Consider the following 21,496-nt stretch of genomic DNA (forward strand, 5'->3'; position numbering starts at 1 on the left):
CATGATGTAGATTAAGGCGGTAGTTTACCGTTTGGCTAGACTTCAACTGTCTTTGTCTGTGTAAGGTCTGCCGTCTTTATGGGTGAATTGCCAACCCTCCTCAACCCAATGAGCCACTAAGTCATCATCGGGATACTCAACCCGATCATCAGGCGTGCGATCGCCAATTTCTAGATAGACTGCATCGGCGTTAGACTCATTGCATAAATGGTGACTATCCGCTTTCCCGGCAGGAAAACCAGCCGCCATCCCTACCGTAAGAGAGTCCTTGCCAGCATTGGTTTCCAGAACGAGTTCACCTTCGACTACATAGATCAATTCATCTTGGCGGCTATGCCAATGGCGGAGTGCAGAACGACTGCCGGGTGCTAACCGGACTAAGTTGACGCCAAAGTTCTTGAGATTTGCTGCATCGCCCAGCCGCTGTTTACTGCGACCCGCCACTTGAGCCTTAAAAATTGAAGGGTAGTTAGAGCCAGTGCGGATGGGAATTTGAGAGAGATTGAGTCGCATGGGGGATCCTGATGAAGAAGGCTATGATTATTGTGGTGGGTTTCCTCGCTATGTAGAGATTTTGTGGTGAGGATTTTAAGGTATGAAGTGGGTTAGAGCCATTGGCGGTATTGCCGTAGCCGTGGGGCTGGTTGTGGGTTGGAAGTTCCATAACAAGTTCAGTACGGCAGCAAATGTCAGAGCAATCTTTCTATCAGCCTGTGCCGAAGAGAGTCAATGTATAGGCGCGGTTGAACAGCATTTTCAGTCTTGTTTTGATGCTAACTATCATTGGGGGGGGCGTCGCAAAGCCGGTCATTTAAATGGGAATACATTTGCAGATTGTCTAAGGGAGAAGGCTGGTGCGCCTGTGCTCCCAGATCCATCAAAATAAACGGATCCTGTCCTACCCTGTTTTCTTGTGGCTGTCTACAATGCTTATGGGTGGTCTTCCTTAAAGGACGGGCTCACCCCCTTTTCAAGTTTTGAGGAACTTCCTAAAAAATATGCTGCATCGATTGACTGCCTTAGCTTGGGCAAGCTTGGTTTCTATTGCCCTTCTCATTGGTCCTTCGGCTTCTGCTCATGCTACGACCTTAGGGGCTTTGCCTGGGGCTTCGAGCTTGTTTGCAGGCAACGCTCCTGAGCTGGGAGTGCGTGAGGGGCAACTTTCGCCCTGTCCTGATTCACCCAATTGCGTGGTCAGTCAAAACGCAGATGCGGATCATGAAATTCCACCCCTGTCTTACACCAGCGATCGCGACACTGCCCGCGAAACCCTGTTGAAAGTGTTGACGGTTGTGCCTCGCACCCGAGTGGTGGAGCAGACCAACGAGTACATTCGGTTTGAATCCAGCAGTCGGTTGTTGGGATTTGTCGATGATGGTGAATTTTATTTTCCTGCCGATGACAATATTATTCAGATGCGTTCCGCCTCCCGGGTTGGCGAGTCGGATCTCAGCGTTAACCGCCGACGGATGGAGCAAATTCGCCTCGCTCTCCAGGACTTAGGTGTGTAGACGTGACCAAATTCCTGCGGTATTGCTTGCCGCTGTTGTGCTGTGTGTTGCTGCTGACGGGCTGTGATCTGCCCCAGGTGACTGCAGAGGCCCGCATCTTTTTAAATCTATCTGTGGATTATTTGGATGGGTATCAGCTCGCTGAAACAGAGTTTGACGGGACTCGTGTGGGTGGAATTTCTGCGATTACCTATGATCGAAATCGCGATCGCTTCTATGCTTTGTCCGATGATCGAGCTCAACCTCGTTTCTACACCCTGAACTTGCAATTAGATCAAGAGAAACCCAATCGCCCCCAGATTAAAACTTTGGAAATAGAAGATGTCACCTTCTTCCAAAACGAAGAAGCACAACCCTATAAGATCGATCGAATTGATCCAGAAGGAATAGCCCTGACCCCTCAAGATACTTTGTGGGTGAGTAGTGAAGGCGTATCCCGTTTGCAGAGTCCCCCTGCCCTGATCGAATTTGATCTGCAAGGTCAGTGGCAACAACAGCTAACCTTGCCTCAACAGTTTTTTCCTATCCCCGCTACTGACGAGAATCCTGACCCACCGCCCCACGGTATTGACGATAATCGTGGATTTGAAGCGTTGACTCTGAATCCAGAAGGCGATCGCATCTTCGTAGCCATTGAAGCCCCCTTACAGCAAGATTATCCAGACGCCGATGCTGAAGGAGAAACCCAGCATTACAATCGCCTCCTCCACTACTGGATTGGCGAACCTCAGCCCCAATTCTTAGCTAATTATCTCTACCCCCTGAAGTCAGCTGATCTACTCAAAGGGCTAAACGGTCTTACAGAACTCTTGACCGTGGACAGCGCCGGACATTTTCTCAGCCTTGAGCGATCCTACAGTCCATTTACAGGGTTCAGTGCCGAAATCTTTCAAATCACGACTGCCGTCGCTCGGGATACCTCCAAAATCGATTCTTTACCGAGCGACTTCACAGGAATTACACCGATTCAAAAACAGCCCCTGCTGGATTTGAAACAGCTCAAAATTCCCGGCAGAAATTTAGAAGGCATGATGTGGGGACCTCCGTTGGCCGATGGAAGCCAATCCCTCATCGTTGTTAGCGACAACAATTTTGAGCCGGATGAACCGACTCAATTTTTACTGTTTCGCCTACGCCAAGACAGTCAGCTCGTGTCCTAACTCTTATTCGGCAGAAGTCACTTCTGCCGGAGGTAAAGTGCCAATGCGATCAAAGGGGAGAAAACGGAAAACCGCTCTTCCCACTAGATCGGCGTGGGCAACTAATCCCCAACAGCGGCCATCGTAGCTATTGCCTCGGTTATCGCCCAAAACGAGATAGTGTTTTTCGGGAATAGTTTGAGGCTTTTCTAAAAAGATGGGAACGGGCGGTTCGATGGGCTGGCTATCTATATCTGAAGTGACATAATTATTGCGACAATGGTCCGCACTCGGTCCGGTGGTGACGCCTTCTGCAGTGTAATTTTCTTTAATCGGCTGATTGTTGACCCAAACAACCCCATTTTTGATCTCAATGCGGTCACCCGGCACCCCAACCACCCGTTTAATAAATGCTTCTTTGAAATTGGCGCGCTTTAAAGATTCGGTAGGATTAAACACCACCACATCGCCCTGCTCGGGATCGCGAAAGCGGAACGTGACTTTATCAATAATCAAACGATCGTGAATTTGCAACGTTGGCTCCATCGACCCGGATGGAATAAAGCGAGCTTCCGCCACAAAGGTGCGAATTCCAAAGGCCAAGAGTAAACTTAACCCGACCGTCTTGGCTGCTTCCACCCACCAAGATTCTTCTGGTTGTTCCGTTGGTTTCAGATCAGGGGGTTGGGGTTGCGTCATATATAAATTGAACGGTACAGGCTGTGAACGATAGGGATGGGTTACACCTTACAAATCAGTTTTCCCAGTAAGTTGATTTATAACACAATCCTGTCTGGTCAGCGTTTGTGCCTGATCACAGCCGTCCTACTCTAAATTTCCGATTCGGTGAACCGGCCAATAGCGAAACACCGCTCGCCCCAACAAATCTGATCGAGACACCAATCCCCAACAGCGGCCATCGTAGCTGTTGAGACGATTATCACCTAAGACAAGATAGTGATCTGCAGGCACCACTTGGGGTAAGGCGAGGAAGGATTGAGATAGGGAAGGTGGACAGACGTGAACAGATGTTTTGGCCTTGTGAGCAACATATTGCTCCTGAATTTTGACCTGATTGCGATAGACAGCCCCATCTTTAAGCTCTAACTGATCTCCCGGTATACCAATCACTCGTTTAATGATCGTGTCCATCTGGAGTACATCACCCTGCTGATCGGCTTGCTGTCGCAAGGCCTGGGGCAGATGGAAGACAATAATATCTCCCCGTTGAGGGGGATTAAATTGGTAAGTGACCTTATCGATAATTAAGCGATCGTGAATCTGCAACGTGGGCTCCATCGACCCTGAAGGGATGAAGCGGGCTTCTGCAACAAAGGACCGAATGCCGAATGCTAACAATAAGCTGAGTCCCACCGTTTTGGCCGCTTCTCGCCATCCCACTTGTGTAGAGAAAAAAAATGACTTTTTCGGCATAGCTGAAGGCGTGGGCATTGGCATTACTCAGGCTTAGCACTTACCCTATCGTTCCCAAAGTAGGAATGAGAATGGATAGGTTAGCACCCGTTTAGAAAAGCACCAATTGAGTTGCCCTTCGGCTTCCCACTCGGTCATTGATTCTGGGACAATAGACAGTTGAGTAAGGTCATTGGTTCCAAATTGAGTTCTGCCACTCATGGGTCGTAACCCTATCCTGCTCTTACCTTTGCGTCGTGAACTGAAAAAAGTCGTATGTCTGACAATCGAAATAGCCAAGTCGTCACTCAAGGTGTTCAACGAGCTCCCAACCGGGCCATGTTAAGGGCTGTGGGCTTTGGAGATGACGATTTTAAGAAGCCGATTGTCGGGTTAGCGAATGGCTTCAGCACGATTACCCCCTGCAATATGGGCATAGACTCCCTCGCCACACGGGCAGAGGTCAGCCTGAAAACTGCAGGTGCCATGCCCCAAAAGTTTGGCACCATCACCATCAGTGACGGCATTTCCATGGGCACCGAAGGGATGAAGTATTCCTTGGTCTCCCGCGAAGTGATTGCCGACTCCATCGAAACGGCTTGCATGGGCCAAAGCATGGATGGGGTATTGGCCATTGGCGGCTGTGATAAAAATATGCCAGGTGCCATGCTAGCCATGGCCCGGATGAATATTCCTGCCATCTTTGTATACGGCGGCACGATTAAACCCGGTCATCTAAATGGTGAAGACTTAACCGTTGTCAGTGCTTTTGAAGCGGTGGGCCAACACAGTGCTGGACGGATTAGTGAAGCTGAGTTAACGGCAGTTGAGAAAAATGCTTGTCCGGGTGCTGGATCCTGTGGAGGTATGTTTACAGCTAACACTATGTCCTCTGCCTTTGAAGCTATGGGTATGAGCCTGATGTATTCCTCCACAATGGCGGCGGAAGATGAAGAAAAAGCCGTCAGTGCGGAAGAGTCTGCTGCTGTTTTAGTGGAAGCGATCCGCAAGCAAATTCTGCCTCGCGATATTTTGACTCGCAAAGCCTTTGAAAATGCCATTTCTGTGATTATGGCTGTCGGCGGATCTACCAATGCCGTTCTCCACCTGTTGGCTATTTCCCGCGCAGCTGGAGACCCCCTTACCCTAGATGACTTTGAAGCCATCCGGGCTAAAGTCCCCGTGATCTGCGATCTCAAACCGTCAGGTCGCTACGTCGCCACAGATCTCCATAAAGCTGGTGGAATCCCATTGGTGATGAAAATGCTATTGGAACATGGTCTTCTCCATGGTGATGCTCTGACCATTACGGGTAAAACCATCGCTGAACAGCTGGCCGATGTGCCATCAGAGCCTTCCCCCGATCAGGATGTGATTCGGCCTTGGGACAATCCCATGTATAAACAAGGCCACCTGGCGATTCTCCGGGGCAACCTGGCTACGGAAGGAGCGGTTGCTAAAATCACGGGCATTAAAAATCCCCAAATTACGGGTCCAGCTCGCGTATTTGAATCAGAAGAGGCTTGCTTGGAAGCGATTTTGGCGGGCAAGATTCAGTCGAATGATGTGATTGTGGTGCGCTATGAAGGCCCGAAGGGTGGCCCTGGGATGCGAGAGATGTTAGCGCCTACGTCTGCAATTATTGGAGCGGGTTTAGGTGACTCTGTGGGATTGATTACAGATGGCCGGTTCTCGGGGGGAACCTACGGCATGGTGGTCGGGCATGTGGCCCCAGAAGCTGCGGTAGGGGGTACGATTGCTCTAGTGCAAGAAGGGGACATTATCACCATTGATGCCCACGCACGAAAGTTAGAGGTGCATGTGTCAGATCAGGAGTTAGAAGAGCGGAAGGTAAAGTGGGAGAAACCTCAGCCCCAATATACAAAAGGGGTGTTAGCTAAGTACGCCAGATTAGTTTCTTCTAGTAGTATTGGTGCAGTGACTGATCTAAATTAAGCATGCCCCTACATATATTATCGATTCTGAAACGTATAATCAATCTGTGAATCAGAACGTAACAATAGTCAGCACTTAATATCTTGCCAATCACGAAAATAGACGATTTGCAATAATCTATTTGGTCTCCTCAACAATTCTGAATTTTTTAGCTATCCTTACGAATCAAGAGGATCAGTGATTAGGTTGCAAAGCACTTCCTGGCAAAGGATTAGGTGACAGAGAATGTGGTACTTCTGATTCAGCCTTTTTGAGATTTTTCACTTCTAAAACATATGTTAGAATCGCATTCCAAAATCCAGAACCCCCACTAGCTAATAGTCCAAGAACTACAAAAGACAAATTACTCACCTCTATAGGAATTGATTCTTTTGCAAGAAATGCAGTAAAAACGCCTGAGAAAACAGCCAGGATATGAAGTAATGATCGCCGTATACCTTCCTCCGTACTCCCTTTCATTTTTGTCTTATCGAGCCACGGCCAAAACCCTTTGATAATTTCAACTAGGCGTTCTGAAGCAATACTCAGTGCCAAGACAAAACCAACAACTTCAGCAATCTTATCAATCATGCGCTTAACCTTAAATAATGTGTGAATTTAGGTCTATGCCTTACCCACAAATATGGAAAACATCCCTTAGCAAAACTTTCATGGCTTAGAGGTAAGGCATAGGTTAAAGAGCGTCTAATATCTTCGGCACCACTGTTTGAAACAAGGCTGATTAGAATGAAAAGTATATCTTTTCAGCTTGGTTCAGCAGAACCGCAGAAACTGTTATCGATCATCAATTATGATTAAAGGCTGAGTATTTTGGGTCGACGGAAGTTCAGGTGATGTTATTTTTGAATTTCTGTCTTTAGACAAAGCCTCCTCGACATTTTTCTCTACTTTTGGTGGAGTTGAACCGACTGGTGTTGGCGGCGGATCAATAGCTTTTACAATTGCCCGACAAGGAAATAAACCAGCAACAGGTCCATCTTGATTGAATGCAGGTTGATCAAAATTGATGTGAAGCGAATATAGATAGTAGCACTCTTGAACTAACTCTGACTGGAACTTTGCGGTCCCTATTTGATTTTCGATATCAAATGCTCTTGCTTGAGCCTCAAATAGTTTTTTACAAGATTTACTCAGACTTCCTCCAATTGGGATAGTCAATCCAGCAGTAACACCAAAGTTATTTAAGTTAGAATTCGCAGTTTCATTCAACCCAGTAGGAGGAAGAATTATTGGATTAGCATTATTTGTTGCCCTACCAAAAAAGCTACCAATTGTAAATGATGGAACAGGACAAGTTCTGTTTGAGTCCAATGTAAACTTACTTTCGGTTGGACCTGTAGCAGTAACATTTGTAAGGCTTGGGCTAGTACTACCGAAAGTCGTTGTCTGTGCTTTACTGATTTTTGCGGAGGCACATAATAGCACTAACATCGCAGAGAAAGGTATAAAAAACTTCCTCTTAATTAGAAGATAATAAGTCAACCAATTACATCTATAATCTTGAGCCATAGGTCTTCACAACAAAAACAACATCATTATCACAGCGCTACGAAGATGTATGCAAAAGTTTGTAACTGAAGCAGGAATTCGATTTTAATCATTAGGAACTAAGAAAGAAAATGAATATCAGCTTTTTACTGGCTTCTCATACATCCTCTTAGCTACTTAGTTTTAATCATCTCTTCTTGTAAGGGCGGGCTTTATTTTATGTATCAAGATTAAATTGTCATGATCATTAGGATCTCTCACAACAATGAATTTTTCATTGTCATATGTAAATGTCTGGCCCTCTGGATATTCATCTGTAGGTGGATATGTCTCTGTAACTATTGGCATGTCATTACCAACCCTCAAAATAATTAGGACTATATTTTTGAACTCAGTATGCAGAGTCTATAAACCATGAGAATCTATGATTCGCTTATAAATATATGGAAAACACTTCCAGCTAGTCAGTGTTAAAAAGAGATTTAAAGTGCCTAATCTCTGTTAAGAAATATATTTATTTCAAACTTATGATAAGTCTCTATATTCTCTCTAAGTCAGGGAGCATATCACTTTTTTGAAAGAGTACTCAGATTATGCCCAACCTAATCGATTTGGTAGTGCTGAGGGCACACAAAACCGGATCGCTTATTTTTATCTCAAAAAATTAATACATTCCCTGAGCCATTACATTGACTGAGTTAATACTCCAACTAAAAATTGTCAAAACAATAAAAAATTTCAAGACTGCATAATTCATTTGCCGAGAACTGACAATTAGCATAGAAGGATGTGATCTAAATTACATTCATGCTTGTTGGAATACTCTACTTGTACAGACAATCACGATGACTATTGAGGATGCCTTAGACCTAATAGATACAGCCCTTGATCCTTCTTGCTTCAAGAACCTCCACCAAGATATCTTTCGCTTATCCTGGCAAGGCAAATCCTATCAAGAAATAGCTGAAACCTGTGGCTATGATACCGATTACGTCAGACATGTTGGCTATCAACTTTGGCAAAACCTCTCTCAAGCCTTGGCACAAAAAGTGACTAAAAGGAACTTACAAGTTGTCTTCCGTCGCTTAGAACAACAAAGCCGAATCTTAAGTAATGACGTAGAAGAGATTGCCAGTCTTGTTCTCACTCCTCAATATGCTAAAAGCAATATCAATGCATATCCCACTAAAGTTGAACTCGTCTCAGATCAAACAATCTACCCATTTCTATGGTCTGATTCACCTAACCGTCTCTATCCCAACCATAGTCAGCTTTTTGTAGGCCGCCAACAAGAACAGCAAACTCTATGTCAGTGGCTAACTCGTTCGGGACAAGACCAAACACGTCCTGTTCAACTCATTAGTCTTTTAGGCATGGCAGGAATTGGCAAAACCTCCCTAGTTCAACAAGTGATTCATCAGATACAAGGTCACTTTCAAAAAGTTATTTGGTGCTCCCTTCGTAATGCACCAACCTTTACTGAAACCTTTGCCAACATAGTCAATGCCGATGAGCAAACAACCTCACAATGGCCTACTCATATCGATGCCCAAATCGACATTCTGATGCACTATTTCCGTCAGCATCGGTGCTTATTGGTTTTAGATAACTTTGAAACCATCTTGCAACCAGGGCAAATGGGAGGAAGCTATCGACCAAATCATCAAGCCTATGGCCAACTTCTTAGGCATCTGATGGATTCCTCCCACCAAAGTTGTGTTCTACTGACTAGTCGAGAACAACCCATTGGCATTAACTTGCGCAATCAACCCACTGTACAAACCCTGTATTTACAAGGACTTTCACTCTCAGAAACCTATACCCTCTTAAACCATCAGGAGGTAGAGGCAACCCAAACCGATGCTGAAACCTTAAACGCTTACTATGGGGGCAATCCCTATGCACTTAAAGTTGCAGCAACTAATGTCACATCTTTGTTTCACTGCCAAGTTGCTGAATGGATAAAACAGGGCAACTTTGTATTTGGAACCATTCAGCAACTCTTAAAACAACAGCTCCAACGACTAGCACCTCCCGAGCAGCAGATTGTTAACTTTATTGCTTCAGAGACGGGCCATGTCACCTTAGATCAACTGCATGAAGCATTAGTTCTAAAAGATCTCGTTTCAACTACCGATCTTTTGCCTGCATTGCAATCTCTTCAGAGTCGCTCCTTACTCTGTAACCAGGAGGATGGTTTTCGACTTTTGCCTTATCTCCGTGAATATGTGTGTGGTTACCAGACCCCTGTTGGTGCAAACAATAGAGCCAGTACACCTGCAGTATTGACGAGTTTTCAGCCTGCGGCGCTGACCTTCTCTACTTCTCTGCCCTTAGCTCATCGCTAAACTCCACCGCTGAATCCAAGTCACCAATTCTTCTGGTAGGGGTTGGCGTTGCCGATTAATGGGATTAATGCACACATGCCGAATTGTCGCTTTGGCAATCAAGCGTTCCCCTTTATTTACCGCCGTAATGTTGTAGCGAACTTCAAATTCATCTTCCGCTATTTGATGGGTACTTAGTTGGAGGGTTAACTGATCGCCACAAAAACTGGGTTTAAGGAAATCAATATCTGCATGGATGATCGGTGTTGCCGTATCCGGGTTGCTAAAGAATGTGCGGATATCAACTCCTGATCCCATGAGTGAATCTTCAAAGGCCTCATGGCAGATATCAAGTGCACTGGTGAAATAGACTACCCCCGCAGCATCGGTATCTTGGAGACGAACGGTACGTGTGTACATGGGCCACTGTATAAAACTGAATATTAAGAGGATAGACACAGATGGTCCCTTCTCGATCAGTCAATGTTTTTTTGCTGAAAGAGAGAAATTCGACATTAGCCTTCCTTCAACAAATAGGCACACCCTGCACCCATCATCTCAGCCCCAACATTGACAAATCGATAAATGGCGACTGCTGCTAACAACAGCCCAGGAGACAGATATGGATGCAAGATATCAATGGCTGAGGCTTCAAATACGCCCATACCTGCTGGTGTGGGAATGACTAAACTCAGTAGCCAAGCCATGCTAAAACCACTCATCAATGGACTGAGGGCTGACCAATTAATAGGTGTGAAGGCCAAGACAATCAGGATAAACATGAGCCCTCGTAACACCATGAATAAGATTGCGCCTAGTAAAACTCGCAGCGGGTAGTATTGCATCTTGACGCTACTCACTTGCTTGCCCTTGAGTTTACGAACGTACTGCCACAAAAAATTGAGAACTCGGGGATGGAGAACCAGTAAAATAACGCCTAGCAATGCCCCAAGCAAAAGACCATAAGACGTGTTCCATAACGCCAGTCCTATGGCGGCAGCAATGACGAATAGTGGCTCTAATAAAACACTCAACGTTGCTAATTCAAGCCCTAAGCCTTTTTTCTGAGCGGCTTTGACCTGGCCGTATAAGTGCCACACACTGCCTGGAATATATTTAGCGGGGGTATGTCTTAAGAAGGTGATGATGGCCCACCGTTTGGGGAGTGGATGCTTAAAAGCGGCTAAAATCCAGCACCATAATATACCTAACCAGAGTTGTGCGAAGAGTGCGATCGCAAATGCCATACCCCCATATAACCAAGCCTGTTGCTGTAATTCCAGGGCTTTGACATCCTGCCAATGACTCAGCAGAGTCTTAGTCAAAAAAATGAGGGTTGCCCCTAATATTCCCCAGCGAATAAAAAATTTGAAGTACCGATGCATGAACCTATTCCTAACTGCCCCCGGCTCTGCCCATAAGGTACCCAGTTCAACGGTGGGTCTGTAGTGTAGACAAAAGACTTAACCCTTTGCATGTGCCCATCATGTGCGATCTGTCCCAGTTGATGTTGTATGGTGAGTCACATGAGCATTTCAAAGGAAAGGGTTGTAGTCCACTCAAGTTTTTGAAGCAACCCTCATCGGACTATTCGTCTTCAAACATCATGAAAGACATCGGACTCACCCATATTGCCCTCCCGGTGGCAGATATTCATCGCAGTATTGAGTTTTATGCCACCTATGCTCAGATGCAGGTGGTTCACAAACGCCTAGACGGAGCATCAGGTATTCCAGTGGTGTGGTTATCGGATGGTATCCGACCTTTTGTAATTGTGTTAATTCAAAAAGAAGTGGTGCATCCGGTGTTGTCTCCATTGGCCCACTTGGGAGTTGGTTGCTCAAGTCGAGAAGAATTGGATCAACTCTGTGATCAAGCTAAACAAAAAGGAATTCTTTTAGATGGTCCCCAAGATGCTGGCTATCCCGTTGGTTATTGGGCCTTTCTACAGGATCCCGATGGTCACACCTTAGAATTATCCTATGGTCAGGAAGTCGGCTTAACTGTACAGGAAGCCATCCAACAAGCCTAAAGACCCTCTCAAATAACATAAGCTCATCGGCAAAATCCTCGTAAGCCTTGGCAAATCGACTTCAGCTATCCCACCCTCCTCCAGCAAGATCGGTATACTGATAAACGGTTGGTTGAACAAGCGGTAAGGCACAAATTCCATATGCAAGATAGTCGCAATAATAATTTGATCACGTTTGCTAGCGTTGCCTTAATTTTAGTCGTCGTCGTCTTCAGTAGTTTTTTTGTGATTAACCCTGGCCAAGCGGGGGTCGTCAGCATTTTAGGAAAAGCTAGAGATACTGCTTTCTTAGAAGGAATTCACCTCAAGCCCCCTGTCATTTCAGCTGTCGATGTCTATGACCTCACAGTTCAGAAATTTGAAGTTCCAGCTCAAAGTTCGACCAAAGATCTGCAAGATCTCAATGCTCGCTTTGCCATTAATTTCCGTCTTGACCCGATGCAAGTCGTTGAAATTCGCCGTACTCAAGGCACCCTTGCGAACATCGTCTCTAAAATCATTGCCCCTCAAACTCAAGAATCCTTTAAGATCACAGCTGCAAGAAGAACAGTTGAAGAATCCATTACCCAAAGAGCAGAACTCAAGCGAGATTTTGATGATGTATTGGAGAAGCGTTTAGAGAAATACGGCATTATGGTGCTCGATACCAGCGTCATTGACTTAGAATTTTCACCTGAATTTGCCAAGTCTGTGGAAGATAAGCAGGTCGCAGAACAACGGTCGAAAAGAGCAGTTTTCGTTGCCCAAGAAGCTGAGCAACAAGCCCAGGCAGATATTAATCGCGCCAAAGGCAAGGCTGAAGCCCAAAGATTATTAGCCGAAACCCTCAAAGCCCAAGGTGGCAATCTAGTCCTCCAAAAAGAAGCAATCTCAGCTTGGCAAGAAGGAGGGTCTCAAATGCCAGAAGTTCTAGTAACAGGTAGTTCTGAACAAGCGAATGCACCATTCCTGTTCAATTTTAATGACTCGTCTAAATAAGCGACTTTGATGGGTCAATAGCTATACGCATTAGGAAGTAGCAGCCAAAGTGCCACCCTAGAAATTCTCTTTTCGGTAAGAAAATTTATGGTGATAGCATTTGCGTCTTAAGGTCCCAGATAATCCTCTGGGGCCGCAATAGTAAACATCGACAGGTTCGGTTGGATATTTCTCCTTTAATTGGGTAAAAATTTGATCCCAATTGGGTCGACCCGCTTGAGTTTGATTCTTTAAACCCGTAATTAAATCAACCTGATGCTCTTGATGGAGTAAGTCAAAGGCGGCGTATGCAGTTATAAACTGCATATTGGTGTCTTTGGGTGCACCGGTTAAATACAAATTGAGATCAAATAAATCAAAACTATCTTCGGCTTCCAGTTTTTGCAGCATCTCCAATAACCATTCAAACGAATCTTGAGTGCGATTAAACCAATAGAAGTGGACCTTCTTGAGCTGAAGAAGAGATGACTCAGCCTGACGCTGATGCAAGATACTTTGTAGTAAAGAGGCATAGGGAGTCACTCCAATACCTCCAGCAATTAAAACAGCATATTCTGATTGATAGATATGGCTACTAGGACTGTGATAAGGGCCATCTAAATAGACTGGGATTTTTGGCAAAGTAGTCTGGCCATTCCGTTTTTCTGTGAAATCTCGAAATTGACTATATAGAGTACCTGTCCAGCTCCCTAGCGCTCGTATATGTAAAGATAATGCGTCTTCTCGTTCAGGTGGACTGCTAATCGTAAAGGGATGCCATTCATAGGTTGAAATCTGGGGACATCGTAAGTAGAGATAGTCAGACGCTTTGAACGTGAAGTCGTGGGGGCGGGCAATTTCTAACCCTAAGACTTGACTAGGTAAAACTTGAGCATTCACGACATGGGTTTGTTGTGTGCTCCGACGATACCGAATAACTTGCTCAACCAGAAAAGCGCCAATGGATACAGCCGCCCACTTATAAAAATGAGGGCCATGTAGGAACATCAGCACTATCCAAGGGATATACGCTAAATGCATGGTGAAAAAGAGATTAAATTTTCCTTTCTCTCGAATGAAGGGCAGGGCAGTAAACCACATTAACAACAGCAATAGCATCAGCAATAAGCCGGTCCATCCTGAACCATAGAATAAGAAGAGATGAACAGGATAATCAATCTGAAAGGCTGCTGTGTCTAAAGAGTGATTATTGAGATGAGCCACGGTATGGACAAGACCTAAAGCAAAAATCACTTGGCCAACCAGCTTATGGAATGCCAGATGTTCATCAATAGGCAAATAGTCATTAAGCTTGGTTTTTCTAAGCCATGTCATCCAACGCCGCATAATTGGCACTAGGATCAATGCACCATTAAAGTTAAGTGCTAATCCACAGCCCCGAGCAATTCGATACCAAACAGTATTGAGCCTATACTGAGTCAAATGGTAGGCGTGAAAAAATAGAGCAATATTGATACCAGAATACAGCGTTAGAAATAGAATCTTAATCCAATTATTTTGAACATAATGCCATCGTTGTAGCCAATATTCTGGATGGCTTTGTGCATTGGAGCTGTTAGAAGTGGGCTGCAACCATTGTGCTGGACTTACAGATAAGATGTCTTTCAGTCGCGGAGATTGACTTAGTAAGTCCTGAAATTCTGATAACGATATTTCTTGGTTTTGATTAGTATCTGCTTTCTCAAATAGAATATCTCTGACTTGCTGCAATTTCGCAGTTGAGAGATCAAAGTTTCCCTCTCTCAAGCTACTTCGAATAAATTTTGTGAGTTCTGGCTTATCGATGCAGCCATCATCATTTCCATCATGGAGTTGAAAGGCAAATTCGAGTGGGTTTTCCTGAGCTTTATGGATGCCTTTCTGGAATTCTTGAAAAGTAATACCTTGAGTTTGATCAATGTCAAAAATATGAAAGAGACGCTCGCATAAATACTTATTTGTCAACTCAAACGCGATTTGGAACTCTTCAATCGTGAGTCTAAGATCATCACCAGCATACTCTTGAAACTTCTGTTCTAAGTTTTCGAGATTATTCATGGTTTGGCTGAAAAGAACGCTTGATTTATGGCAACCATTGTGGATTGATGCCAGATCCAACGGAGTAGGGCTGCTGACTGCCACCAGTCATTAACGGTAAAATCCAGAGATTACTTGTGTTGACTGAATTGGTCTGATCAATCTTGGCACTGTCAGGGCTGGCTTCAATGGCTTGGTCGAATAGCAATGCTGAACTATCTGGAGCAAGATCCATACTGGTATCACGCTTGGGTAGATTTAAAAGCCTAGTTTCTTTTTGGGTGGCTAAGTCGATCGTTGCAAGATATGGGGTTTCTACATACTCCTCGCCATTGCCAACCTGAGTGAGCAAGCAGTAAAGCAACTGTTTTTTAGGGCTAAAGATGGCTCTAATAATTGAGCCGGTTGTCTTGAGCAGTTCGGTTTGCTGGCCCTGAGTCGTGACTAAAAACAAAGACTTCGTGAAATCGGGGTTGAATTTGAGCATCGTAGCGGCTGATCCGTCGCTAGCAAAACTTAAAACCATCCCAAATTTAGGCAGAAACTCCAAGGGCTGATCATTTACACTGCCCTCTAGGGGTAAAATTGCCAGTCCTTGTCCTTGGGCAATCACTAGTGAGCGACTATCAGGGGCAATCATGAAATCGCCCCCTTGGACATTCTCTAATAGTTGGATTGATTTGCCTATGGGGAGCTGCCAAAGACTGACCTGGCCTGGAGTTGCTCCATTTTTTGGAACCCGTTGGACAACAATTCGACTGCCGTTTGCAGCAAGGTCAAATTTGAGGATTTGATATTGCTGGTTATCCAAGACTTGTTCAATTTCGCCTGCAGGTTTTTGAGGACCGCTGTCTAGATCGGGAGGATTGGCATATAACCCTGTAGTGACAGTGTAGAGTTTGGGGTCAAACTCTCCTCCGGATGCAATACTTTTGGCAGTGGCGGAGAATAAAATGCGATCGCCATAGGGATACGGTTTAAATTCTGTGACGACTAGGTCGGCAGGCGTAAGAATAGCTTTTTGGTCTTGGGTTAAATTATTGAGAATCAACCGCCCTGACTCTTCCCCATTAACACCGATGTATACATAGGCGCGATCGCGACTTCGAAACGTCCCCGAAAATGGCTGCATCACCTTGGGTTGGGCATTGGGGTTCCGGCGAGCTTCTTCCACTTGGTTCAGCTGCACTTGGAATTCAGTGCCATAGGGGATGGGTTCGGTCAGGGTATAGGCGAGTCGTCGACCGGACCAGCTCACTTTTCCCGGTAGATTGGGCGTTAAGGTGAGGTGTTCTTCAACACTCGACCAATCCATGGTGCGATTAAACGACAAGATAAAGGCTGTATCTTCAATACCAACCTGTTTATCTTGCCAATTAAAGTCTCGAACCATTGGCACAGTATGGTCACCCCCCAGGATGATGAAACTGATTAGGGCTGTGAGAATTACCATCACGGTAATGGCAACACGATCAAGGGGGTGAGGCCGGTGCTTCATAGGGTTGAGATCAGACGGCTAGCCAGCTCTGGGTAGAGTTCTAGTCTAGTCCAGGCTTGTAAGAAGTGACGTATCAAATGGATGCCCCAGACCTTACATGCCCATGATTGAATAGCCTGAATCGACGTAGAGAATCTGTCCGGTCATGCCCGTCGATAAATCACTACAGAGGAAGGCCGCGGTGTTGCCGACTTCTGTTTGGGTAACGGTTCGCTTGAGGGGGGCGATTTCTTCCACATGGTGAATCATATCTAAAATTCCACCCACGGCAGAGGAGGCTAAGGTTCTGATCGGTCCTGCTGAAATTCCATTGACGCGGATATTTTGGGGGCCCATTTCTGCAGCTAAATAGCGAACATTCATTTCTAAGGCTGCTTTGGCAATTCCCATAACGTTGTAATTGGGAACGACTCTAGCTCCTCCCAAGTAAGTCAACGTGACAATGCTGCCGCCGTCTGTCATTAGAGGCTTGGCGGCTGCGCTCAATTGCACAAGAGAGTAGGCGCTGACATCCAATGCCAGATTGAAATTGTCTTGTTGGACAGCGCTAAAATCACCCCCTAAATCGTCTCGGTTGGCAAAGGCCAAACAGTGAATCAGGATATCTAACTTGCCCCACTGTTGCTGAATGGAATTAAACGTGGCGTCTACTTGAGCTTGATCTTGGACATTACAAGGTAAAAACAAGCTAGGGGAAAGGGGGTCAACCAGTTTTTTAACTTTTGACTCGTTCCGTCCCTTCTCATCGGGTAGATAAGTAATCCCCAGATTGGCCCCCGCACTGTGGAGTTGTTGGGCAATGCCCCAAGCAATGGACCGGTTATTGGCAATTCCAGTGACCAGGGCGTTTTTTCCAGTTAAATCAAGCATGAAGATCAGTTGAATAGAAGTATGACAAGCCAGGGGAAGGATGCGGTCAACAAAAGCCTGAACCTTGACTCCAGTTCTAGCTTAGAACGAGTTGTGAGCAAAACTGATATCTTTGCAATTGAGGGCTTTTTATGAAGGCAGTTTTTATATATGTATATTTTGATACATAAAGAAACCCATCAGTCCGCTTAATTTATGTAAACCACACTTTTTGATAAATCTGACTTTGATAAAAATCCTAAGGTTGTAGGAGTGACTTTAATTTCATCATTTTATTTCAAAATCAAACATTGATTTTTTTTGCTTGTCTCTTCCTAAACATCTTTTGTATCTAGTCAGGGTATGAGTATGTTAATGGCCTCGCCTCCAGCTAATCGATTAACTCCCGAAAATCCCCTTGCAGCCGTTTTTCGGCAGATGGGAAGTGGACTATTCCCCCCCGTCACTGAAACCTTTGATCGAGGGAAAACGATTTTTTTCCCAGGTGATCCAGCCGAGCGCGTTTATTTTTTAATTAAAGGAGCGGTTAAACTTTCCCGCGTGTATGAAGCGGGTGAAGAAATCACCGTAGCGCTGCTCCGAGAAAATAGTGTTTTTGGCGTGTTATCGCTACTGACGAAGCAGCGTTCTGATCGCTTCTACCATGCAGTTGCCTTTACCCCCGTTGAACTCCTCTCTGTTCCTATTGAGCAGGTGGAAAAAGCGCTGCAAAGTGATCCCGATTTACCGATGGTGTTGCTGCGGGGTTTGTCCTCTCGGATTATTCAAACCGAGATGATGATTGAAACCTTGGCCCACCGGGATATGGAATCTCGGTTAATCAGTTTTCTGCTGATTCTCTGCCGTGATTTTGGAATTCCCAATGGTAGTGGGATTACAGTAGACCTAAAATTGTCTCACCAAGCGATCGCAGAAGCGATTGGCTCCACCCGAGTGACGGTGACCCGCTTGCTTGGGGATCTGCGCGATCAGGAAAAAATTTCCATTCACAAGAAAAAGATCACGGTTCACGATCCGGTGATGCTCGGGCAGAGCTTTGCCTAGAGTTCTCCGTCTAAACAGCTAGGGCTTGTAAAGACGATTGGATAAACCGAGGAGTTGTCTCTCCTTCTGGGCAGCTACTGCGGTGGTCTGAACGGGGTTGAAGGTGAGGGTTGGTGATTGACCCCTGGCTTCTAGTAAGGCCGTTTCTGACTGCAATGCTTTTAAGATGGCAGTTTGATGCTCTTTCAGCCATTTATATTGACTCCACTCCTTGTCGTCCGTGGCGGCGGCAATAGCGTCTGCGTAATGATATAAATCTGCCAGCTGCTGAACTTTGGGTTGGGCTTGTGAATTGGCTGTTTGCCAGCGCTTTAAATACTCGGCGATCACGTCCTGATAGTCTTCTGTTTGCTTATACCGTTTTTTCCACCCCTTGAAGTTTTGGGTGGTCTCTTTGAGGTCTGTTGCTTTTTTGGGATCGGTTTCTTCTGTTGGAGACGTTTGAGCCATAAAAGGTTGGCCAAGGCTGGCCATCTGCGTGGGCTGGGTGGGTAGCGAGAAACTTTGACTGCTGGTCTTCTGCATTAAGGTCCAGCCCATTTTGGCGAGGGTGACCTTTTCTGGAGGGGCTGTTTTGGAGGTCGTCCGGATAAAGCGAATTTCTGAAAACGCATAGCCGACGAGATTGGGATCATCGGGAATGGCTAAGGGGGGGGCGGTATCGTCGTAATCCGTTTCAATACGGTTGCCTGCGGTATCTGCGATCGCAACAATGCGACCCATGGTATCGCGCTTCACCTGATACTTTTCCGGTACGGCAATCTGGATTTCGGTGCGGCTATAGCCGGAGGGTAAATACCGAATAAAAAATCCATTGGGGTGATAGGACCATCGCCCTTGGGGCACTTTTCGATCTTTGGCATCCGCCTTAGGGTTGCCGGATTGAACCGCAATTTTTGCTAGATCGCCATAGCTTTTCTTTTGGGCGAGGGCTGCTCGCATGCTAGCTTCGGCCTCTACAGTGGTGAGGGCGTCTGCGGGCACATTGGTAAAAATCGCTTCTTTTTGATCGGCTGGAATCAGGCCCAAGGCTTGCTGATTCAGGGTTTTAATCTCTTCAGCAGTAAGGAGTTGTTTTGCAGTGGCCTGCAATTCCTTAGACAGGCCTTTGATTTCTGCACGCGAGAGGATGGCCCAAATTAACGTCTGGATTTGGGATTGAGGGATATCGGGCAACGTTGCAGCCTGTTGTAGCATGCGACCAATGAGTGCTTGATTATTCTCCACCAAGGAGGCCGATAGATACCCATTGCGTTTACCAGGGCTATAGGAGCCCACCTGGAGGCTGTAACTTTCGACTTCTAGGGTATAAAGGCCGGGCTTGAGCTGGAAATTACCGTTGGCATCTTGCGAAAGATCTGTCAGGGGCTGCATGTCCTTAGGCTGCCAATCATCGAACAGCACGACTTCAGGATAGGCTTTGGCTAAGGATGTTGTAATCGGGGGGGATGGGTTAATTAAATCGTCAGCAGTGGGAACGGGTAAGCCGCGAGGCTTGAACTGATTGGCCTCTGGTGCCTTAGGAACCTCTACAGGTAAGCCAAATTGAGCAATTGCCCCCGTCGGTATTAACGCCAATGTCGGTAAGGCGAAGAGTCCTAATGTTAACAATGCTTTCATCAATTTTGAATCCCCCAACAAACTCTTAATTAGCAAGCATAGGAAATAACCTCATGCAGTCTGCATGAGGTTGTCATAACTAACTATTTAGGTTAGTTTGCCCATCCATCGTCGAGATTGAGCAACTTTAATTAAAGAATTCGCTTATTTTTTCGTGAATAAAGGCTAAATCAGCCTATTTTTCTGCTTAGAGAATTAAATAGACAGCCTTGAGTCTTCAACCAGGCTTAAGTAAAACAGGCCAGCAGTGCCTCTCGCATAATGTCTACAGGAGCCGGTTGATTGATCCACAGGGATAGGGCGGCAGCTCCTTGCTGAACCAGCATTTCTACGCCTGTAATGGCGATGCGGCCACTGGATTGAGTCTTTTCCAGCAATAAAGTGGGATTGGGGGTGTAAATCAAATCATAGACAATGGCATCCTGGGGCAGCTGATCTATATCTGCTGTGGAGAGGGGAGATGCTTGGGTATGGGGAGACATCCCTACAGGGGTGGTGTTGATCAGCAAAGCTGCTAGGGGCAATAGACGGGGCAGATTCTCCCAAAGATGAATTTGAATATCAATAGACAGGGTCGCGGCACAGGTGGTCCGCAGTTGTTCTAATTTGGCACTTTGGCGACCAATGATATGAACTTGTGGGCAGCCCAGCTGAGCACAACCCGCTAACACCGCTCGGGCAGCGCCACCACACCCTAGGATGCAGGGGGTGACAGTAGACCAATCTCGATTGAGCGGCTGTAAAGGTGATAAGAATCCTTCCACATCCGTGTTGGTGCCTGCCCAACCTGTATCGGTGGGCCAAACGGTATTGACGGCACCTACGGCTTTGGCGATGGCTGTTGTTTCCGTCAGCAAGGGCATAATCGCTTGCTTGTGGGGGATGGTGATATTAAAACCACAGCATCCCAGCTCCCTTAAGCTTGAGACCACAGCAGGGAGGGCATTGGCGGTAACCGGAAAAGGGATGTAGACATACTCCAGAAAATGGTGATGCTGGGTCGCTAATGCTTTGAGAGCAGCATTGTGAATCACTGGGGATAAAGAATGTTCCACGGGATGACCCATGACGCCCAGCAATTTTGTGGCACCCGTAATCTGAACCATGTCTTGGCAACCGCTATGAATTGGATCTTGAATTGAAGGCGCTTTAAGGGCGCTTCTAGGAGGCTAGACGGCTTCGAAATCCTTTTCGCCAGTACGAATTCGTACAATCTGATCTACAGGGCTGATAAAGATTTTGCCGTCGCCAATTTCACCCGTGCGGGCAGCATTGACAATCTTGTCGACTACCATGTCTGCTTGGTGATCTTCGACCACGATTTCTACTTTCAGCTTTTGGAGAAACTCAACGGTGTATTCAGAACCCCGATAGCGCTCAGTTTGTCCCTTCTGTCGACCAAAGCCTCGGACTTCGGAGACGGTCATGCCGACTACGCCTGCATTGACCAATGCAATTTTGACTTCATCGAGTTTAAATGGGCGAATAATGGCTTCAACTTTTTTCAACGTCTTTGCTCCAAACTGTTAGCACAAGATTAATGTAATGAATAATCTGAGATTAACGAACGAACTTTATGGAAATATCATCATTTTCACAAAAGA

The 21,496-nt window shown here is 45.8% G+C and carries 21 protein-coding genes; 8 read left to right on the forward strand and 13 right to left on the reverse strand.

The genetic code is table 11. The features are described 5' to 3' along the window. Positions 1-42 precede the first annotated feature (42 nt). Positions 43-513, reverse strand: coding sequence for a cupin domain-containing protein (locus I1H34_RS26390; protein ID WP_212663797.1), 471 nt, complete (start codon positions 511-513; stop codon positions 43-45). A gap of 82 nt (positions 514-595) precedes the next feature. Between I1H34_RS26390 and I1H34_RS26395 the strand changes: the two genes are divergently transcribed. From I1H34_RS26395 to I1H34_RS26405, 3 genes are all read left to right on the forward strand, one after another. Then, positions 596-886 (forward strand): hypothetical protein, encoded by a 291-nt coding sequence (locus tag I1H34_RS26395; protein WP_212663798.1) that lies wholly within the window; start codon positions 596-598, stop codon positions 884-886. 112 nt (positions 887-998) lie between these two features. Further along, positions 999-1,511: a DUF1499 domain-containing protein gene (locus I1H34_RS26400; protein ID WP_212663799.1), complete on the forward strand. Its 513-nt coding sequence runs from the start codon at positions 999-1,001 to the stop codon at positions 1,509-1,511. A 2-nt stretch (positions 1,512-1,513) separates the two neighbouring features. Then, a complete protein-coding gene (locus I1H34_RS26405; RefSeq protein WP_212663800.1) occupies positions 1,514-2,671 on the forward strand; it encodes an esterase-like activity of phytase family protein in 1,158 nt (385 codons plus the stop codon). A 3-nt stretch (positions 2,672-2,674) separates the two neighbouring features. Here the strand turns inward: I1H34_RS26405 and lepB (I1H34_RS26410) are convergent, their stop codons facing one another. Both lepB (I1H34_RS26410) and lepB (I1H34_RS26415) read right to left on the reverse strand, forming a co-directional pair. Beyond that, a complete protein-coding gene (gene lepB / locus I1H34_RS26410; RefSeq protein WP_212663801.1) occupies positions 2,675-3,349 on the reverse strand; it encodes a signal peptidase I in 675 nt (224 codons plus the stop codon). 126 nt (positions 3,350-3,475) lie between these two features. Continuing rightward, a complete protein-coding gene (gene lepB / locus I1H34_RS26415; protein ID WP_212666453.1) occupies positions 3,476-4,084 on the reverse strand; it encodes a signal peptidase I in 609 nt (202 codons plus the stop codon). Between the two features lie 255 nt (positions 4,085-4,339). Here lepB (I1H34_RS26415) and ilvD point away from each other — a divergent pair, with 255 nt between their 5' ends. Then, entirely contained in the window at positions 4,340-6,019 is a 1,680-nt protein-coding gene (ilvD, locus tag I1H34_RS26420) for a dihydroxy-acid dehydratase (protein ID WP_212663802.1), read from the forward strand. A gap of 174 nt (positions 6,020-6,193) precedes the next feature. Here ilvD and I1H34_RS26425 read toward each other — a convergent pair whose 3' ends face one another. Both I1H34_RS26425 and I1H34_RS26430 read right to left on the reverse strand, forming a co-directional pair. Continuing rightward, a complete protein-coding gene (locus I1H34_RS26425) occupies positions 6,194-6,589 on the reverse strand; it encodes a hypothetical protein (RefSeq protein WP_212663803.1) in 396 nt (131 codons plus the stop codon). 204 nt (positions 6,590-6,793) lie between these two features. Further along, the gene (locus I1H34_RS26430) at positions 6,794-7,528 is read right to left on the reverse strand and encodes a hypothetical protein (RefSeq protein ID WP_212663804.1); all 735 of its coding nucleotides are present in this window, start codon (positions 7,526-7,528) and stop codon (positions 6,794-6,796) included. 824 nt (positions 7,529-8,352) lie between these two features. Here I1H34_RS26430 and I1H34_RS26435 point away from each other — a divergent pair. Then, positions 8,353-9,855, forward strand: a complete 1,503-nt coding sequence (locus tag I1H34_RS26435; RefSeq protein ID WP_212663805.1) for an NB-ARC domain-containing protein — start codon at positions 8,353-8,355, stop codon at positions 9,853-9,855. Here the strand turns inward: I1H34_RS26435 and I1H34_RS26440 are convergent. Together I1H34_RS26440 and I1H34_RS26445 are read right to left on the reverse strand one after the other, a co-directional pair. Continuing rightward, entirely contained in the window at positions 9,841-10,254 is a 414-nt protein-coding gene (locus I1H34_RS26440; protein WP_212663806.1) for an acyl-CoA thioesterase, read from the reverse strand. The genes I1H34_RS26435 and I1H34_RS26440 overlap by 15 nt on opposite strands. A 95-nt stretch (positions 10,255-10,349) precedes the next feature. After that, a complete protein-coding gene (locus I1H34_RS26445; protein ID WP_212663807.1) occupies positions 10,350-11,219 on the reverse strand; it encodes a lysylphosphatidylglycerol synthase domain-containing protein in 870 nt (289 codons plus the stop codon). A 221-nt stretch (positions 11,220-11,440) separates the two neighbouring features. On the opposite strand from I1H34_RS26445, the gene I1H34_RS26450 reads away from it, so the two are divergent. Further along, positions 11,441-11,866: a VOC family protein gene (locus tag I1H34_RS26450; protein ID WP_212663808.1), complete on the forward strand. Its 426-nt coding sequence runs from the start codon at positions 11,441-11,443 to the stop codon at positions 11,864-11,866. Positions 11,867-12,007: 141 nt separating this feature from the next. Next, positions 12,008-12,844, forward strand: a complete 837-nt coding sequence (locus tag I1H34_RS26455; protein WP_212663809.1) for a prohibitin family protein — start codon at positions 12,008-12,010, stop codon at positions 12,842-12,844. Between the two features lie 57 nt (positions 12,845-12,901). Here I1H34_RS26455 and I1H34_RS26460 read toward each other — a convergent pair whose 3' ends face one another. The 3 genes from I1H34_RS26460 to fabI all read right to left on the reverse strand — a co-directional run bounded on the left by I1H34_RS26460 (position 12,902) and on the right by fabI (position 17,228). After that, positions 12,902-14,881, reverse strand: coding sequence for an EF-hand domain-containing protein (locus I1H34_RS26460; RefSeq protein ID WP_212663810.1), 1,980 nt, complete (start codon positions 14,879-14,881; stop codon positions 12,902-12,904). A gap of 25 nt (positions 14,882-14,906) precedes the next feature. Beyond that, on the reverse strand, positions 14,907-16,358 hold the full coding sequence (locus I1H34_RS26465; protein WP_212663811.1) for a hypothetical protein: 1,452 nt from the start codon (positions 16,356-16,358) through the stop codon (positions 14,907-14,909). A gap of 93 nt (positions 16,359-16,451) precedes the next feature. Then, positions 16,452-17,228 carry an enoyl-ACP reductase FabI gene (gene fabI, locus I1H34_RS26470; protein ID WP_212663812.1) on the reverse strand — a complete coding sequence of 259 codons (777 nt, stop codon included), beginning with the start codon at positions 17,226-17,228 and terminating at the stop codon, positions 16,452-16,454. Positions 17,229-17,582: 354 nt separating this feature from the next. Here fabI and ntcA point away from each other — a divergent pair, with 354 nt between their 5' ends. Next, positions 17,583-18,272, forward strand: coding sequence for a global nitrogen regulator NtcA (gene ntcA / locus I1H34_RS26475; protein WP_212663813.1), 690 nt, complete (start codon positions 17,583-17,585; stop codon positions 18,270-18,272). Positions 18,273-18,290: 18 nt separating this feature from the next. Here ntcA and I1H34_RS26480 read toward each other — a convergent pair whose 3' ends face one another. The 3 genes from I1H34_RS26480 to I1H34_RS26490 form a co-directional block, all read right to left on the reverse strand. Beyond that, complete coding sequence (locus tag I1H34_RS26480) at positions 18,291-19,892, reverse strand: hypothetical protein (protein ID WP_212663814.1); 1,602 nt, start codon at positions 19,890-19,892, stop codon at positions 18,291-18,293. 227 nt (positions 19,893-20,119) lie between these two features. Next, entirely contained in the window at positions 20,120-20,998 is an 879-nt protein-coding gene (locus I1H34_RS26485; protein ID WP_212663815.1) for a shikimate dehydrogenase, read from the reverse strand. A gap of 63 nt (positions 20,999-21,061) precedes the next feature. Continuing rightward, the gene (locus tag I1H34_RS26490) at positions 21,062-21,400 is read right to left on the reverse strand and encodes a P-II family nitrogen regulator (protein ID WP_010468720.1); all 339 of its coding nucleotides are present in this window, start codon (positions 21,398-21,400) and stop codon (positions 21,062-21,064) included. Between the last annotated feature and the right edge of the window lie 96 nt (positions 21,401-21,496).

It is taken from the genome of Acaryochloris marina S15, assembly GCF_018336915.1.
GTDB classification, from domain to species: Bacteria; Cyanobacteriota; Cyanobacteriia; order Thermosynechococcales; family Thermosynechococcaceae; genus Acaryochloris; species Acaryochloris marina_A.